Origin of the sequence: Desulfonatronum zhilinae, assembly GCF_900182865.1 — a bacterium.
GTDB classification, from domain to species: domain Bacteria; phylum Desulfobacterota; class Desulfovibrionia; order Desulfovibrionales; family Desulfonatronaceae; genus Desulfonatronum; species Desulfonatronum lacustre.
In genome coordinates this window covers 1-13651 of the sequence record NZ_FXUJ01000016.1, presented here as the reverse complement: position 1 = coordinate 13651, position 13651 = coordinate 1, and the positions used below count along the sequence as shown (strand labels likewise).

The 13651-nt window shown below is 60.6% G+C and carries 15 protein-coding genes; 14 read left to right on the top strand and 1 reads right to left on the bottom strand.

The annotated features are described in order from the left end of the window. The first annotated feature begins 1 nt into the window (after position 1). The 14 genes from AC559A_RS12905 (at position 2) to AC559A_RS12840 (ending at position 13427) form a co-directional block, all read left to right on the top strand. Positions 2-523 carry a hypothetical protein gene (locus tag AC559A_RS12905; protein WP_028573397.1) on the top strand — a complete coding sequence of 174 codons (522 nt, stop codon included), beginning with the start codon at positions 2-4 and terminating at the stop codon, positions 521-523. Next, on the top strand, positions 520-1503 hold the full coding sequence (locus AC559A_RS12900) for an MlaD family protein (RefSeq protein ID WP_498818226.1): 984 nt from the start codon (positions 520-522) through the stop codon (positions 1501-1503). Before AC559A_RS12905 ends, AC559A_RS12900 begins: the two co-directional genes overlap by 4 nt. 14 nt (positions 1504-1517) lie before the next feature. Next, positions 1518-2243, top strand: coding sequence for a hypothetical protein (locus AC559A_RS12895; RefSeq protein WP_028573395.1), 726 nt, complete (start codon positions 1518-1520; stop codon positions 2241-2243). Further along, positions 2231-3268 (top strand): PilZ domain-containing protein, encoded by a 1038-nt coding sequence (locus AC559A_RS12890; protein WP_498818225.1) that lies wholly within the window; start codon positions 2231-2233, stop codon positions 3266-3268. The genes AC559A_RS12895 and AC559A_RS12890 overlap by 13 nt, the downstream gene beginning before the upstream one ends. A 56-nt stretch (positions 3269-3324) precedes the next feature. After that, positions 3325-4167 (top strand): hemolysin family protein, encoded by an 843-nt coding sequence (locus tag AC559A_RS12885; protein ID WP_028573393.1) that lies wholly within the window; start codon positions 3325-3327, stop codon positions 4165-4167. Beyond that, positions 4164-5702, top strand: a complete 1539-nt coding sequence (gene lnt / locus AC559A_RS12880) for an apolipoprotein N-acyltransferase (RefSeq protein ID WP_498818224.1) — start codon at positions 4164-4166, stop codon at positions 5700-5702. The genes AC559A_RS12885 and lnt overlap by 4 nt, the downstream gene beginning before the upstream one ends. A gap of 54 nt (positions 5703-5756) precedes the next feature. After that, positions 5757-6915 (top strand): peptide chain release factor 2 gene (gene prfB / locus AC559A_RS12875; protein WP_245590088.1). Its coding sequence is split into 2 segments (ribosomal slippage): positions 5757-5864 and positions 5866-6915, totalling 1158 coding nucleotides; the frame shifts between segments, so codons are not numbered across the junction. Further along, positions 6896-7762, top strand: coding sequence for a GGDEF domain-containing protein (locus AC559A_RS12870; RefSeq protein ID WP_498818223.1), 867 nt, complete (start codon positions 6896-6898; stop codon positions 7760-7762). The genes prfB and AC559A_RS12870 overlap by 20 nt, the downstream gene beginning before the upstream one ends. A 23-nt stretch (positions 7763-7785) precedes the next feature. Then, the gene (locus AC559A_RS12865) at positions 7786-8592 is read left to right on the top strand and encodes a MinD/ParA family protein (RefSeq protein ID WP_035261998.1); all 807 of its coding nucleotides are present in this window, start codon (positions 7786-7788) and stop codon (positions 8590-8592) included. Positions 8593-8699: 107 nt separating this feature from the next. Beyond that, entirely contained in the window at positions 8700-8981 is a 282-nt protein-coding gene (locus tag AC559A_RS12860; protein ID WP_028573389.1) for an HU family DNA-binding protein, read from the top strand. A 231-nt stretch (positions 8982-9212) separates the two neighbouring features. Next, entirely contained in the window at positions 9213-10124 is a 912-nt protein-coding gene (dapF, locus tag AC559A_RS12855; RefSeq protein WP_498818222.1) for a diaminopimelate epimerase, read from the top strand. A 70-nt stretch (positions 10125-10194) separates the two neighbouring features. Beyond that, complete coding sequence (gene dapA / locus AC559A_RS12850) at positions 10195-11085, top strand: 4-hydroxy-tetrahydrodipicolinate synthase (protein WP_028573387.1); 891 nt, start codon at positions 10195-10197, stop codon at positions 11083-11085. A gap of 112 nt (positions 11086-11197) precedes the next feature. Next, entirely contained in the window at positions 11198-12085 is an 888-nt protein-coding gene (locus AC559A_RS12845; protein WP_498818221.1) for a DMT family transporter, read from the top strand. 22 nt (positions 12086-12107) lie between these two features. Then, on the top strand, positions 12108-13427 hold the full coding sequence (locus AC559A_RS12840; protein WP_498818220.1) for an MFS transporter: 1320 nt from the start codon (positions 12108-12110) through the stop codon (positions 13425-13427). 42 nt (positions 13428-13469) lie between these two features. On the opposite strand, the gene AC559A_RS12835 is transcribed toward AC559A_RS12840, so the two are convergent. Next, a partial coding sequence (locus tag AC559A_RS12835) for a hypothetical protein (RefSeq protein WP_498818219.1) occupies positions 13470-13651 on the bottom strand: 182 nt, incomplete at its 5' end.

The window sequence follows — 13651 nt, the reverse complement described above, 5'->3', positions numbered from 1 at the left end:
CATGTCCACGCTCCCGATCTCCATTTCCACCCTCACGGCCCAGCGCCGACACCTGCTCCTGGTTTCCGAGGACGAGTCCACGATTTCCCGACTCACGGCCATGGTCCTTCAGTCCGACTTCCACATCGGGATCATCAGCGACGACTTCCCCTTTCTGACCAACCTTTCCGCACTGGAGAACATCGTCCTGGGGTGCATGTACCACAAGACCATGTCGCTTCATTCCTGCCGGAAGAAAATTCAGGACCTCGTCGACGCCCTGGGAGTGAATGAAAGCCTGGATCAGCAGGCCCAGTTTATGAGCAGACCGATGCTGTTGAAAATGCATCTGTTACGCTGCATGGCCAACGAATCGACCTTTATTTTTTTGCCCACGCTTTCCCGCTCGGACTGCGACATCCTGCACCGGGCAGCGGAAATCCTGGATCAAGACGTTTTTCTCTGGGTCGCCTGCTTGTCAATCGATCAGGATGTCTATACTTCCTTGGAATACCCCGTCATTGAACTGAACTCGACGCCATGAGCCTCAACCAACGCATCCTGGAACTCAAGGTCGGCTTTTTCGTGCTGGCCATCCTCGTCGCCGTGGTTGTTCTGATCGTCTATATCGGAATCAAGAAGGACCTCTTCGCCGAGCGCATCCAATACACCGTGATCAGCCAGACCGGCGAACGGATCGAACCGGGCATTCCCGTTCGCCTCTCCGGTTTCAACGTCGGGCAGGTCACGGAAGTGACCCTGGACCGGGTGGACCAAGTCCGGGTGACCATCCGCGTCCTGAAGCGCTATCAGCAGTGGTTCACCGAGGACGCCAGGATCATTCTGGACCAAGAGGGCTTCATCGGCAACAGCTTCCTGAAGCTCCTGCCCGGCACGGAAACCTCTCCGGTACTGGAGGAAGGCTCGGTGATCCGCCTGGACAGAGTCGGCGGGATCACCGAGCTGATTGAGGAAATGCAGCCGGTGGTCGAGGCGCTCAGGGCCATCGTGATCAACATCTGGGATCTGACCGATTACCTCGTTGACCAGGAAGGCCCGGTGCGCCGCATCCTGGTCAACGCCCAAACCATGACCGAACGTCTCCTGGCCGAGCACGGCCTGATCCACTACCTTGCCGAAGATCCTCGCCCCATCGAGCATATCGATCATATTCTAAGTCAAGCTGATACCGCGATGCAGGGCGTCAACCGCCTGCTGGACACCGCGGCGCTGCGGGTGGAAGACTTGGCGCCGATCCAGGAGGAGATCGCCGGGGTGATCCGAGAGGTGAACGTTCTGATCGTGGAGTTCCAGGGCATTCGTGAGGACGTCACGCCGCTGTTGGCCAACATCACCCAGATTTCCGAAGACGTAAAAACCGCGACCCACGACCTGATCAGCCTGCGCCGTCAGGGGGAGTACAGCCTGCGGCTGGGCACGGAACTGTTGTTGCGGCTCAAGGAAACCTGGCCGCTTTCCCGCCGGGAGGCGACCGGGCCGGAACACGCCTATCCCTGGCCGTAAAAGGAGAGTGAACGGTGTCGATCCGCATCATATTTCTGGCGCTGCTCGTCGCCCTTTTTCCGACCCTGTGGGCCTGCGGGTCTTCCTCGTCGCGGACTGCGTACCCCCCCCCGGACACACTGCGCATGGCCGAAGCCCAACGGCATGAGTTCATCCAGCTTTTCCTGCAAGGCCGCTGGTGCGAGGCCCAGGGACTGTTCGAACGCAGCCTGGAAAGCTATCAGCTCCAGGACGACTTTTGCTCCGCCGCGCGAAACCACCTGATCGCCTGGAAACTGCACCAATACCTGAACCTGGACGCGGACCACCATCTGGAAGCGGCCCGAAACCTGGCCGAGACCGGATTGGCCTGTCCGGAGCTCGACCTTCCCGGCACCGACGCGGTCCACGAAGTTCAAGCCGAAGATCATCTCACGCCGACGGACCGTGCCTACCGCGAAATGCTCGAACAAGGGGCGTTCACGGCCCTTGCCGCCAAGCTGGGCGCGGAGCCGGACCCGCTCTTCGCCTCGGTCTACGGACGCAAGGCCACCAAAGCCGCCCTGGAAGCCGACCAGTTGGAACAGGCCCGGATGCTCATCCACCGGACCCGCGAACTGGATGCCGGGCAAGGCTGGGTCGTCTTTCTCATCGAAGACTGGAACTTCATCCTGTCCTTGACTCCGGACCCGGCCGAGGTTCTCCACATCCAAAACCGCGTTGATCTCCTGCGCGGCCTGATTCAGCCATGTTCCCCGTAAGCCCGGTCGCTCCCCTTCCATTGCCCGTGAGCCAGGCCGGGTTCTATTTCCAGAATTGGGGATTCAGCGTTTCGGACGCCCAAAAACCGTTGACCATAACCATCGCCCTGATCCTGTTCCTGGCCCTGGTTTCCGCGGCGGTCACGCTGTATCGTCGCGCCAGGGGCTCGGGGACCGCCGGGTTTTCCATCCACGAACCGACCAAGATTCAAGACATTCTCAACGAAGCGCTCCAACAGCGCGCCACGCATGAATTACGGTTCCAGGACGAAAGCGCCCAGCGAACCAGTTTTGCCTGCTCCCCCACGGACATTGATCCCGCCGTAGGGATCACGCTGGAAGTTTCCGGGTTCATCAAGCCCCAGCCGTCCTGGGTCGGGCGGCGCGTCGTCTGCTACTTCAAAATCGCCGGACAACGCAAAGAAACAAAATGGCTGTTCTTCTCCTTTGCGACCACCATCATCGACATCGCCTCCCCCCAAGCGATCCAGCGCATCGTCCTGGCCATCCCGGACCAATTGGATCGCAAGCAGCGTCGCGACCACCTCCGCCTGGACCCGCCCAGCGAGGATATCCCCGAGCTTCAGATCTGGCCGGAAACCCTCTCCAATCTCCACCGCCCCGAGGATGACCCGCCCCTGCTGGAGTACTTGGTCACCCAACAGGAGAACCCACTCCGCGTTCTGAACATTTCCGCCGGCGGCCTTTTGCTGGAACTGCGCCCTCCGCTGCCCAAGGCCCTGGGTGCGGACCTGGAAAAAGGCCACCGGTTCTACATCCGCTTGGTCCTGCGCGACCCGGAGCAAGGCTCTGCGCAAACCTACCAGCTCTTGACCCAGGTCCGGAATGTTTTCATCGACCCGACCCACGGTAAACGCCTGATCGGACTCTCCTTCGTCGCCCATCTGCCCGTCACGGAAGGCTCGAGACGCTGGAAATCTCTGGACGGCAAGGGTGTTGAAGAAATCGAGGACTGGGTTTTCAAGCGTCATTTGGGTTTGTACCGAGAAAAGGGCTTGGTTTGATGATTTTTTTAGGTTGACCCCCTAACCCCCAAAACCAAACAAAACGGGAGGAATCTTTGGAAGAGGGCATAGAAGGCAAATTCTGGAGCATGTTCAAACGGATTTTCCGCAAGGACGACGCATCCAGCATTGAAGCCATCATTCTGGCGGCCAGGGACGAAGGCGAGATCCGCAAGGAGGAGGCCTCCATCGTCCTCAAAGTGCTTCGCCTGGGACGCAAGCAAGTCCATGAAATCATGATTCCGCGCACGGATATCGTCTGCGCCGAGATCGAGGATCGGATCGAGGACGTGGCCGAGTTGATCATCGCCCACGGTCACACCCGGATTCCGATCTACAAGGACAACAAGGACAACATCGTGGGCATCGTGCACGCCAAGGACCTCTTGCAGTTCGTGCTCCATCCCACGCCATCCCCTCGCAACAGACTGGAGGAAATCCTGCGCGAGCCCCTGTTCATTCCGGAAACCAAGAACGTCATGGAAATGCTCCAGGAGTTTCAGTCGCGCAAAAATCATCTGGCAATCGCCCTGGACGAGTACGGCGGGACCTCGGGCATGCTCACCTTCGAGGACGTCCTGGAGGAGATCGTCGGGGACATTGAGGACGAATACGACGCCCCGCGTCCCGACGACATCCAGGTCCAGGGAGATGGAGGCTACCTGATCTCCGGCAGGACCGAACTGACGGAATTGCGCGAAAACCTTGTGGTCGATCTGGATAGCGACCAGGTGGACACCATCGGGGGCTACCTGTCTCAACTGGCCGGACGGGTCCCACGCAAGGGCGATGTTTTCGACATTCAGGACTTCCGCTTCCGGATCAAGGACGCGGATCAGAAAAAGGTCCGCTGGATCGACGTCCAACCCCTGGAAACGGAATCCGGTCCGGAAGCATGATCTCGGCCACGCTGCCCGCCGCGCTTTTGGTCGCCCTGCCCGGGGCCTGGTTCGGCCATGCCAACCCGATCTCCCATGTGCCTGGGGCGGCGGTTCTTTTTCCGGCCGCGTTGTTTTGGATCGCCCTGAAAGCCTCCTCTCCAGGCGCGGCCTTCCGCTCCGGCTGGATCTGCGCCGCCTTGGCCTACGCCGCCTGCCTGTACTGGGTCTTCATCCCGGTCCACGTCCACGGCGGCCTGCCCTGGATTCTGGCCCTGCCCTGCCCGATCCTGCTGGGCATGTACCTGGGCCTGTACGGCGGGGCGTTTTCCGCCCTGATCCATTGGGCGCGTCCCGTCCTTTCCCCTGTTCCTCTTGGCTTGGGTGCCGGTCTGCTCTGGGGAGGATTGGAAATGGCCCAGGGAACGCTGTTCACCGGCTTCTCCTGGCTGACGCTCCCGGCGGCCCTGGCGCCCTGGCCTCCGGCCATCCAGGGCTTGGCCTTGGTGGGCGAATACTGGTTGTCCGCGGTGTTCGTGGCCGCCGCGGCTTGGCTGATTCTGGCTCGTGAGAGCACGTTCGGCCTGTTGTTGGGCATTGCTACGCCCCTGGCCTTGATCGGCTTCGGCGCTGTGATGCTGACCAAGCCTCTCCCGGAAGGAGCACCGGTCCGGGTCACGCTGGTCCAGGGCAATATCGACCAAACCGTGAAATGGGAGCCGGAATACCAGGAAGCCACGATTCGTACTTACCTCGACCTGACCGCCAAGGAGCTCTCCTCCGCGCCGGAATTGGTGATTTGGCCGGAAACGGCCATGCCCTTTTACCTTCAGGAGGAAAACGCCTTGTCCAGGCAGGTGCGGGATTTCGTCCGCTCCCAGGAACGTTTCGCCCTGCTTACCGGCGCTCCGCGCTACGAAGTAAACCTGTCCACCGGAGAAATCGGATACGGCAACTCGGCCTTTTTGCTCGGCCCGAGGGGAGAAACCCTCGACGTCTACGACAAGGAACACCTTGTCCCCTTCGGCGAGTATGTTCCCTTGGGCCACCTCCTGCCCTTCATCCGTCGTCTGGCCCAGAGCGAGGGCGACTTCGTGGCCGGCAACGACCCCGCTCCGCTCCATTGGGACCGGCTTGCCCTGGGCATGCTCATTTGCTACGAAGCGATCTTTCCCGGATTGAGCCGGGAACGGGTTCGCGCCGGAGCGAACCTCCTGGTGAACATTAGCAACGATGCCTGGTTCGGCCGCTCCTCGGCCCCGCGACAACACTTGAACCAGGCCGTCCTCAGGTCCGTGGAGCAGGGCCGATTTCTCGTTCGTTCCACCAATACGGGCGTCACGGCGATCATCGACCCACGAGGCCGACGACTTGAAGCCGGAGGATTGTTCCATCGTTTGACCCTCTCCTATCCGGAAGTTCTCCTCCTCGAAGACCGCACGTTTTATCACCGGCACTACACGATCCTCCAGGCGCTTTTGCCCGCGACCGTCGGCGTGTTGCTCGGATCGGTCTGGTGGCTGCGTCGACGGCGAGCGTCTTTCGGGATGGAATAAGATATTTTTTTTGACTATCGTCAAGCACCGCATCGAACCATGGAGTCTTGTTTCATGAACACGGCTGAAGCCCAACGCGCCGAGAACGGCAAGAAACTCTTGCAGTTTTCCGAATTAAAAACGGAAAGTGCGAACCTGGAAGTCCAATTCGACAGCTTCTGGAGGAGCCTTTGACCGGGATGCCTACGAAGCCCGCCTGGTGGAAATCGACAAGGCCATCTCCCATCCCGAGGCTTGGAACGACCCTCGGAGCATGACGCCTCTGCTTCAGGAAAAGACCCGACTCAGTACCGCGCTCCAGGAATGGTACGCTCTGCGCAAGGCCAAGCAGGATTTGGGCGAGTGGCTGGCCATGGCCGAAGACGAACCCGAGCGGGAAATCCTGGAAGAGGTTCAGCGGCACATGGCCGTTTTGTCCGACAAACTGGAACAGGCGGAACTGCATACCTTGCTCAGCGCACCGGAGGACCAGCACCCGGTTATCCTGGAAATCCATCCCGGTGCCGGGGGCACGGAAGCCCAGGACTGGGCCGAAATGCTCCTGCGGATGTATCGGCGCTGGGCCGAGCGCCATCAATTCAAGGTCCAGATTTTGGACTATCTGCCCGGGGACGAGGCCGGAGTGAAGAGCGTGGTGCTCCAGATCGAAGGCTCGTACGCCTACGGCCTGCTGAAAAGTGAAAAAGGTATTCATCGCTTGATCCGCATTTCGCCCTTCGACTCCTCCGGCAGGCGGCACACCTCCTTCGCCTCCGTGGACATCTACCCGGACGTGGGTCAGGAGATCGAGATCGAAATCAACGAGGAAGATCTGCGCATCGACGTCTTCCGGGCCAGCGGTCCCGGGGGACAGCACGTGAACAAGACCAGTTCCGCGATCCGAATCACCCACCTGCCCACGAACATCGTGACCCAGTGCCAAAATGAAAAGTCCCAGCACCGCAACAAGGACGCGGCCATGAAGATGCTCAAGGCCCGCCTCTACGAACTGGAACTGCGCAAGCGCGAAGACGAAAAACAGGCCCAATACGCCACTAAGGACGCCATTGCCTGGGGCAGCCAGATCCGGACCTACACCCTCCAGCCCTACCGTCTGGTCAAGGACCATCGCACGAATTTCGAGATGGGCAACGTCGAGGCCGTGCTGGACGGGGACATCGACGGCTTTATCCGGAACCATCTTTTGGAGACCCATGTCCGGAAAGTCGCCTAGCCTTCCCGCGCCTTCGGAGTTGCGAGCCGAGTTGGAAACCCTGCGGGGCCGACTGGCCTCCCTGCCTCTCGCCACCAACCCTACTGAAGACCCCGGTGCGGACGCGGTCTTGTTTCGTCTGCTCAGGGGCCTTTCTCCGCAACGGTCCGCCGAAGTGCAGGCCGTGCTTCAGGGTTTCCCTTGGATGCTTCTGCCCCTGGAAGGAGATGTCTACCCGGCCCTGAACCGCCTTCAGGCCCGAATCGACGATCTGACCCACGCCGCCGGCCATGACGATCTGACCGATTTGGCCCGGCGAGTCGTCTTCGATCAGGCCCTGCACACGGAGATGGAACGCACCCGGCGCTCCAAACTGTCCTTGAGCCTGGCCATTCTGGACATCGACGACTTCAAGCAAATCAACGACGACTGCGGCCATGTCCACGGAGACTTGGTCCTGCGAACCGTGGCCGAGGTTCTGCGCAAAAACATCCGCAGGGCCGATCTGGCCGCACGCCTGGGTGGGGAGGAATTCGCCCTGCTGATGCCCGCCACGACCCAGACCAGCGCGGTGATCCTGCTGGAGCGAATCATGGACGCCGTCCGGAAGCTGCGTTTCGACTGTCCCGCTCCTTCCACCGTCCCCCAGGTGACCATTTCCACCGGACTGGCCTGCTACAAGGGGTTCCGGAACATGTTGCCCGTGGAACTGGTCGAACTGGCGGACAACGCCTTGTACTCAGCCAAGCGGGCCGGCAAGGATCGTCTGGAAAAAGCCCCGTTCCGGGACATCGCTCCGGATTCGGCTTCCCAAACCTTGGTGGATGCCACGGAGAAAAATTTTCTTTTCCAAGGATTGTCCGCCTGATCACCATGAACCCCCACCAACCAATGCAAACCAACCCCAATGGGACCTTGAGCATCGCCGTATTCAGCGGCAAGGGCGGTGTCGGCAAGTCCAGCCTCAGCGCGAACCTGGGCTTCTGCCTCAGTGAATCCGGACTGCGCTGCCTGCTGATGGACTGCGACCTCGGGCTGGCCAATCTGGACATCCTGTTGGGAATCTCCAGCGAAGCCACCATCCAGGACCTGCTGGTCCGGGACATCGCCGCACAACGACTCGTCCAGCCGGTGGCCCCAAACCTGGACCTGCTGCCGGCTGCCAGCGGTGTGCCCGAACTGGTGGAGATGGATGAGGACCAGCGCGGCCTGTTGCTGAAAAAACTGGAGCCGATCATATCCGACTACGCCTTTCTGATCCTGGACATGGCCGCCGGTCTGAACCCCACGTTGCTGGCCATGGCACGGGCCGCTGCCAAGCGGATCGTCGTGCTCACTCCGGAGCCCACCTCGCTGACCGACGCCTACGCCGTAATCAAAGTGCTTTCAGCCAAAGCCGACATTCACGACTTTCTGATCCTGGTCAACCAGGTCGCGAACCGGGAGGAGGCCCAAACCACCCATCGACGCCTGGACGCTGCCGTGGAAAAATTTCTCGGCTTCAAAACCCACTACCTGGGCATGGTCCGGAGTGATCCGAACATGGGAAAAGCCGTGGCCAAGCAGCAAGCCCTGATGCGCATCGCGCCCAAATCACCGGCTGCCGAGGACATTCGGGTCCTGGCCGAACGGCTGCAATCCCTGCGCGCGGCCCTGATGCCGGGATTGCTCGACAAACCGGCCCTGGCAAATTTTTAACCTTCAACCTATAGAATTTTTTCACGTATCGGTGTAGGTAGTCGCGAATTGGCCCTTGCCGTGGTGTTTTTCGTATCGCCCGCCATACAGATTTGGAGAAAATGCTCATGAACAAAAGCGAATTAATCCGCAATCTTGCCGAAAAGAACGACATCCCGATGGATTACGCAACCACTGTGGTGAACACCTTTTTTCAGTCCATCAAGGATGCCATGATCCAGGGCGACCGCGTGGAGATCAGGGGATTCGGCAGCTTCAAGGTCAAGGACTACCAGGGCTACAAGGGCCGCAACCCCAAAACCGGTCAGTCCGTGGAAGTCCAGCCCAAACGACTGCCCTTCTTCCGACCGGGCAAGGAGCTCAAGGACCACCTGAACGAAGACGCGTAGCGCTGCAAGCGCAACGTCGTAGGGAACAACGCCCAATCGTGCTCGTGCTCAGCCGGTCACGGCGGCGCTCGTACTCGTAATCGGTCGTTTTCCCGAACCTTCCAGCTCGATTCCAAACACGAGCACGAGCACCGCTTCGCTGAGCATGAGAGGACGGTCACCTCGGAGTTTTTGAGCAGGTATCGTCACACAACATTGGCGCGTGCATCGCCCACGATCTGAGGAAGCGCAATGAACCAACGGATATCAACCAGCGACGCGTTCGGTCCCTGGGTGGAATGCTGCAAGATGCAGGGCAGCGGCAACGACTTCGTCGTCCTGGACAACCGGGCTTTGCAACTTGCCCAAGGTGAAATGCCCGCCTGGGCCAGGGCCGTCTGCCGCAAGGCCTTCGGCGTGGGAGCCGATGGGCTGATCCTGCTGGACACGACGCCTTCGGGCGTGGAGGCGGACTATATCTGGCACTTCTACAATGCCGACGGCTCCCGGGCCGAAATGTGCGGCAACGGTTCCCGGTGCGCCGCCCGACTGGCCCATGAATTGGGACTGGCCGGAAAGACGCATGTTCTGGGCACGGACGCCGGTCCCATCAAAGCCGAGGTCTTGCCCGACCAGGACTTGGTCAAGGTCCAGCTGACCCCGCACCACGATCTGCGCCTGGGTCTGAATCTGGCTCTGGAATCGTCTCTTCCGAAGGCTTCCGAACAAATCGAATCAACGCCCTCCTGGGATGCTCACTTCGTGAACACCGGAGTTCCGCATCTGGTCGTCTTCTCTCCGGATGTGGCCGGCCTGGACGTCCAAGACCTCGGACGCCGGTTCCGCGAGCATCCCCGGTTCGCCCCCAGCGGCACCAACGTCAATTTCGTCCAGGTCCAGGACCGGGAGAATCTGTTGTTGCGCACATACGAACGCGGCGTTGAGGGGGAAACCTACGCCTGCGGCACCGGAGCGGCGGCCTCGGCCCTGATAACCCACGCCTTGAACCGAACCGGACCGGAGGTGAACATCCGCACATCCGGAGGCGAACTGCTCGGCATCACCATTCACCAAGACGCCGTTTTTCTGACCGGAAAGGCCGTCCTGGTCTTTACGGCCAATCTCAATCTCCGATCCCTGGGTCTGAATCGGACCGAGCCATAATCCGCGACACGGTCCATGGCCGGATTCATTCGCCCGGCACCGGCACGCACGTACAGCACAAGGAGGAAATATGTCGTTTCACGGAGCGTTCACCGCGCTGGTCACACCGTTCAACAGCGGCGTGATTGATGAAGACGCCTACAGAAGTCTGATCGAGTGGCAGATCGAGGAAGGAATCAATGGGTTGGTTCCTTGCGGCACCACCGGCGAATCCGCGACCCTGTCCCACGCCGAACACGCTCAGGTCGTCAAGATCTGCGTCGATCAAGTCAAAGGCCGGGTCCCCGTGCTGGCCGGTTCGGGCTCCAACAGCACCAAGGAGGCCGTCGAATTGACCAAAGTGGCCAAACAGGCCAAGGCCGACGGCGTTCTGCTGATTACGCCCTACTACAATAAGCCGACCCAGGAAGGACTGGTGGCCCACTTCAGGGCCGTGGCCAAGGAAGTTTCCATTCCCATGATCCTGTACAACGTTCCGGGCCGGACCTGCGTGAACATGCTCCCGGAGACCCTTTCCCGGCTGTTCCGGGAAGTTCCGGAGGTCAAAGGCGTCAAGGAGGCCACCGGGAACATGGCTCAGGTTTCCGAAGTGCTCGAATACTGCGGATCGGACTTCATCGTTCTTTCCGGGGACGACTTCACGGTCCTGCCCCTCTTGGCTCTGGGCGGCAAGGGGGTCATCTCCGTGGTTTCCAACATCGCTCCAAACAAAATGAGCGCCCTCTGCCGCGAATATCGAGAAGGCAACACCGCCAAGGCCCAGGATCTGCATTACGAACTGGCCCCGCTGTGCCGGGCCATGTTCCTGGAGACCAACCCGGCACCCGCCAAGACCGCTTTGTCCCTGATGGGCAAGGTCAAGCCGGAGTTCCGTCTGCCCATGGTTCGGATGCAGCCCAACAACGAGGCCCGACTCAAGGACATTCTCGGACAAGCCGGCCTGATCACCCTGAAAAAATAATCCAACGCCGCACACGGTTCGGCGACCAGGGACGAGGGCTCTCCCTCGTCCCTTTTTTTATTCCGCGTCCCCCGAACGACAACCATTCCAACAGCCCGGGCAAAGATCCCTCGTGTTCAAAACCTACCTCAAGCTGCTCTGCACCTCCATGTTCTGGGGCGGCACCTTCGTGGCCGGGCGAGTGGTGGCCGCGGACCTGCCGCCGTTCTCCGCGGCGTTTTTACGCTTCGCCATCGCCTCAGTCAGCCTAGTGATTCTGGTGCGCGTGTACGAAGGCGGCCTGCCGCGACTTCGCCTGGGTCAGTTGCTTCCGGTGTTCATCCTGGGCATGAGCGGCATCTTCGCCTACAATGTGTTGTTCTTCACCGGCCTGCGCACCGTAGAAGCCGGACGGGCGGCGGTGATCGTGGCTACCAATCCCATCTTCGTCGCCCTGCTGGCCGCTCCACTGTTTAAGGAACCGCTGGGCATGGGCAGACTGGTCGGCATCGGACTTTCGGTCTGCGGGGCGATCCTGGCCATTACCGGCGGCCGCCCCCAGGATCTTTTTAACCAAGCCTTGTCTTGGGGTGATTTGGCCATTTTCGGTTGCGTGGCCAGTTGGGTGATCTATCTCCTGGTGGGTAAAGTGATGATGAAGAATCTTTCACCTCATGCGGCGGTGACTTGGTCCTGCCTGGTGGGCGTCGCGGCACTGCTGCCCTTTAGCTTGGCCGAGGGCTTGCCGGGCCACGTCTTGGCGCTGACCTGGACACGCTGGGCGGCCCTGATTTATCTTGGAGTGTTCGGCACGGTGCTGGGCTTCACCTGGTTCTATCAGGGCGTCAAAACCATCGGCCCGTCCAGAGCCGCGGTATTCATCAACTTCGTGCCCGTCTGGGCCATTGCCTCCGGATTCCTGATCCTGGGTGAAACCATCAGCCTGACCCTGATTCTGGGAGCGGCCATGGTCGGCTTGGGCGTGTACCTCACCAATCGAAAAGGGGCGGCACCCCGATGAAATACTCTTGATGAAGCCCTCGATGTCCCCCATTGACGATCGCGTCCCGGCGAGCCTCGCCCCTCCTCCCCTTGGGCTTTCCTGGCTGATATGGGGGTTGGGCGCTGCGCTCTACTTTATGAGTTTCTACCAGCGGGTGGCCCCGGCGGTGATGACCGACCTGCTGATGAGCGATTTCCAGATCGGAGCCGCTGCCCTGGGCAATTTTTCAGCCTTTTATTTCTACAGCTATGTGGCCATGCAGGTCCCCACGGGCATGCTGGCGGACCACTGGGGGCCGAGGCGGCTGCTCACGGCCGGGGCCTTGCTGGCGGCCCTGGGCACCATTTTTTTCGCTTTGGCCGACACCGTGCTCCTGGCCAACATCGGTCGGCTGCTCATCGGCGGTTCCGTGGCCGTGGCCTGGGTGACCCTGATGAAACTGGCCACCCACTGGTTCCCGCCACGGATGTTTGCTTTCGTCACCGGGATCGGGCTGCTGGTGGGGGTGATGGGCGCGGTCACCGCCGGGGCGCCGCTGCGCCTGCTGGTCGATCTGATGGGTTGGCGCGGGGTGATGTGGATTCTAGGACTCATCTGTCTGATCCTGGGCGCGGCCATCTGGCTGATCGTCCGCGACGACCCGACACAGCGGGGGTATGCCTCCCATGCTCCCACGCTCGCCGCGAAGAGCAATTCTTCCGACAGCATGTTCCACGGCCTCGGCAGCATCTTTCACTACCGAAACACCTTGCTGCTGACCGTGGCCCAGGGCGGGATGGTCGGCACGGTGCTGACCTTCGGCGGACTGTGGGGGGTCCCGTTCCTGGAAGCCCGCTACGCCCTTTCCACGCTGACCGCTGCGACCCTGAGTTCGGCGATCATGATCTCCTGGGCTCTGTCCGGCCCCCTTCTGGGATTCTTCTCGGACAAGTTGTGCGCCCGTAAACGGCTCTACGTGGCCGCCTCCGTGGTCGCCTTGACGGGCTGGTCCGCGGCCCTGCTCATCCCCGGACTGCCCCTGCCTCTGTTCGCCGTTGCCGCCATGGCCGGGGCCGCGGCCTGCGGAGTCGTCATCGTGGGCTTCGCCTTTGCCAAGGAATCCGTGCCGTCCCGCCTGGCCGGGACGGTCTCCGGCGTTTGCAACATGGGCACCATGTCCGGCCCGATGATCCTCCAACCTCTGGTCGGGTGGATTCTGGACCGACAATGGCGGGGAGAGCTGCTCAACGGCGTACGGATCTACGACGCCCAGGCCTACCAAGCGGCCTTCCTGCCCATGCTCGCCTGGCTCTGCGTCACAGTTTTTCTGGCTTGGTTCACTAGGGAAACCCATTGCCATCCGCCTCGGGAAAAGTCGTAGCCGATATCCTCACTCTTGCACATGTCGATCAGTACCTCATCTTCACGATAGATCAGCCCAGAGAAAGCCCTTTGAATTCATTGGCGAAAAAATATTTTTTAAAAATTCAGAAAGTTTTTGTTGACAGTACGGGGGAGTTCTTTTAGATACTGTCGTTTCGCGGCGAGCACTTCCGGCTGGTGAGTTTGGGTCGGTTTCGTGGTCGTCGGGCATGAGTTCTTTGA

Bases quoted from the DNA above. Each gene is read 5' to 3' on its own strand.
- AC559A_RS12860 (WP_028573389.1), top strand. From the start codon at position 8,700: ATGAACAAAAGCGAATTAATCCGCAATCTTGCCGAAAAGAACGACATC.
- AC559A_RS12840 (WP_498818220.1), top strand. From the start codon at position 12,108: ATGTCCCCCATTGACGATCGCGTCCCGGCGAGCCTCGCCCCTCCTCCC.
- dapF (WP_498818222.1), top strand. From the start codon at position 9,213: ATGAACCAACGGATATCAACCAGCGACGCGTTCGGTCCCTGGGTGGAA.
- AC559A_RS12890 (WP_498818225.1), top strand. From the start codon at position 2,231: ATGTTCCCCGTAAGCCCGGTCGCTCCCCTTCCATTGCCCGTGAGCCAG.
- dapA (WP_028573387.1), top strand. From the start codon at position 10,195: ATGTCGTTTCACGGAGCGTTCACCGCGCTGGTCACACCGTTCAACAGC.
- AC559A_RS12870 (WP_498818223.1), top strand. From the start codon at position 6,896: ATGTCCGGAAAGTCGCCTAGCCTTCCCGCGCCTTCGGAGTTGCGAGCC.
- lnt (WP_498818224.1), top strand. From the start codon at position 4,164: ATGATCTCGGCCACGCTGCCCGCCGCGCTTTTGGTCGCCCTGCCCGGG.
- AC559A_RS12905 (WP_028573397.1), top strand. From the start codon at position 2: ATGTCCACGCTCCCGATCTCCATTTCCACCCTCACGGCCCAGCGCCGA.
- AC559A_RS12865 (WP_035261998.1), top strand. From the start codon at position 7,786: ATGCAAACCAACCCCAATGGGACCTTGAGCATCGCCGTATTCAGCGGC.
- AC559A_RS12900 (WP_498818226.1), top strand. From the start codon at position 520: ATGAGCCTCAACCAACGCATCCTGGAACTCAAGGTCGGCTTTTTCGTG.